This window comes from Peribacillus sp. P4_B1 (genome assembly GCF_056402395.1).
Window position 1 is genome coordinate 1 of record NZ_JBFUHM010000125.1, and the last position, 2,587, is coordinate 2,587.

Sequence of the window (2,587 nt, forward strand, 5' to 3'; positions counted from 1 at the left end):
GCAACGTCCTTCTAAGGCGTCGGTCGGAGTTCGAATCTCTCCAAGTACGTCATATTAGAAAAGGGTTGATATATTAAGGTTCTCTGGTTAGAAATAATCAAGAGTGACTGACGTATATCAACCTTTTTTGTGTTGTTTTCTTAGGTTTTGCTGTCGTACTATTACACAGGACGATATTGGCGATCTGAGACGAATAGGTGGAAGGTGTTATTTTAATAGAACATTTAATGTAAAATAGAATATATCAAAACAGCCACGTTTTTTAGGGGGAAGCAATTTGAATAATTTTATCGTTATGCAAGGTCACACATATCAGGAAGAAAAAGATCTAGGGATTATTTGGTCGCCACAACAGGATAAGGGAGGAAATGTACCGCACTCTTGGAAACGTATGAAAGAGGTACAAAAAGGCGATCGAATCTTTCATTATGTAAAAGGTTTAATTGTTGCAATTAGCGTTGCAAATGATAATTATAAAAATGCCCCTAAACCTTCTATTATGCAAAATCATAGCAAATGGAACGATGAAGGCTATTTAGTGAAATTAGAATACCATGAGCTAGATGTACCTTTAAATGTTAGGGCTGGGTTAAATGAAATTCTCCCACTACTCCCAATTAAGTATTCGGCTTTTCAAAAAAATGGTGATGGCAATCAAGGCTATTTATATCCTTGTAATGAGGAACTTGCTATTAAACTTCTAGATTTGATTAGTGATTTAAATATATATCAAGTAGACCAGGAACAACTTGAGCTATCGATTGATAATGTGAGAAGAACTGAAAGAAATACATTAGTTCCAGTTATTGCAGAAACAGAATCAGAAGTAAAAACAAAAATTCGTTTAGGTCAACAGAAGTTTCGCAAGTATCTTACGCCATTGTGGGATCATAAATGCGCATTATGCAGTATTGATTTACCTGAGTTACTAAGAGCGAGCTATTCGAAACCGTGGAAAGATAGCACAAATGAAGAACGTTTAGATCCATACAACGGCGTACTGCTTTGTTGTAATCATGATGCCCTGTATGATAAAGGGTTAATTGCATTTGATGGACAAGGACGTTTGCACATTTCTTCAGTTATCAGTAATGAAGATTATTTGAAGTATGGATTAGTACCAAGTACTAAAATTCAGATTCATTCCAAAAATAAAGTGTACTTTAAGTGGCACAAGAGGAATATTTTTGAAACAAAGTAATGTAATCTATAATCCGAATTTGTTTATTATAGTTTAAATTGAGCCTGTCCCCAAAAGTGTTACATGTGATTATATGTAAACATAAATCATAGTAATCTTGAATACATTTAAAGTTTTTCAAAATACTAATATGCCAAGAGTTAATGATCAAAAAACGTGAAAATGACGATGACGTGCAGGATGTTTATCATAACTAATAGTTATAAACAAAAAGGCAGTAAGCAAAGATAAGCTCACTGTCTTTTTGAATTAATATTTGGTTGTACTTAATTAAAGGAAACCCTTATTTACATGTTTTAGAGCATAAATTTGATCACAGATTTGATCACACAAAGGATCACAAACGTTTAAATGGCACTGTTTTTATGATCACAACAATGATCACAAAACCCCTAAATTAATCATCACCATTCCCTCAAACCTTCCTACTAATCCGCTCCACAATCTCCATCAAATCATCCGGCCTATGAAACTCAATCGGCGAAACGCCTTTATCGAACTCAATCGTATTGGATTCTATCATCAATACATACTTCCCATTAATCTTTCCTAAATGGATGCTGTCGCCAAAATCGGCTAGAAGTCCTTTGATAGATGTACTGCCAAGCTTCATGCGCAGTTCGGCTTCAGGTGTATGTTCGACAATCTGGGCTGTGGCTTCGACGACTTGGTGGGTCTCAAGGCGTTCCTGAATTTCCCGCTTATCGCTAGTTTCCCAGATTTCTAGGTCCTGTTCGAATTTGTGCAATTCGTCACTGTTTTCTTCGAATTGAGCGGATACATGTTCATGGACCATATGGATGACCTGGTTTTTCATGATTTCCGGCATCGATTCGCCATATTCAACGAATTTCAGGAAATCCTCGAAGTAACGGGCATGTGAGGCCTGATGGATTTTCAGCTCGGCTTCTTCGACCATACCTTCTTCGGGCATGTAGGGGTATTGAATGGATTTCATATTTTTAGTGGTGATTGCCATTTCAACGTGCCTAATCAGGGTCCGTTCATCCGAAATGGAAGCAACTTTCGGCTCGAAATCACATTTTAATAAGAAAACGAATGGTTCATCGAGATATTTCGATAATTTAGCCGATGCGATTATGAAGACACCGCCACGGACGGCACTTGTATCAATATAAGACCGCGTGAATTGTTCATTTTCTTCTTGGAATTCTTCTTTCGTTTTAGCATATCGAACCCGGTTAAATACATTGTAATTAGGGTTGGAATCAAGTGCATGTCCTTCTTCGACAATGAAAGAACCGATTTTCGTCGGTATTTGTTCAGTTTTTGGATGACGGTCCACTTTTCGTTTGGAAATCTTCATCAATTCCCCATCCAAAAAATCCTTTAGTGGACTTTCTTCGTATTCTTCAGTATCAAGGG

At 36.9% G+C, this 2,587-nt stretch carries 2 protein-coding genes; one reads left to right on the forward strand and one right to left on the reverse strand.

Going from position 1 to position 2,587, the window contains the following annotated elements; translation table 11 throughout:
• Positions 1-277: 277 nt before the first annotated feature.
• The gene (locus AC1DVK_RS26660; RefSeq protein WP_477627802.1) at positions 278-1,201 is read left to right on the forward strand and encodes an HNH endonuclease; all 924 of its coding nucleotides are present in this window, start codon (positions 278-280) and stop codon (positions 1,199-1,201) included.
• Between the two features lie 415 nt (positions 1,202-1,616).
• On the opposite strand, the gene AC1DVK_RS26665 is transcribed toward AC1DVK_RS26660, so the two are convergent.
• Positions 1,617-2,587 (reverse strand): DUF3900 domain-containing protein (locus AC1DVK_RS26665; protein ID WP_477627803.1); only part of this gene is annotated, 971 nt, incomplete at its 5' end.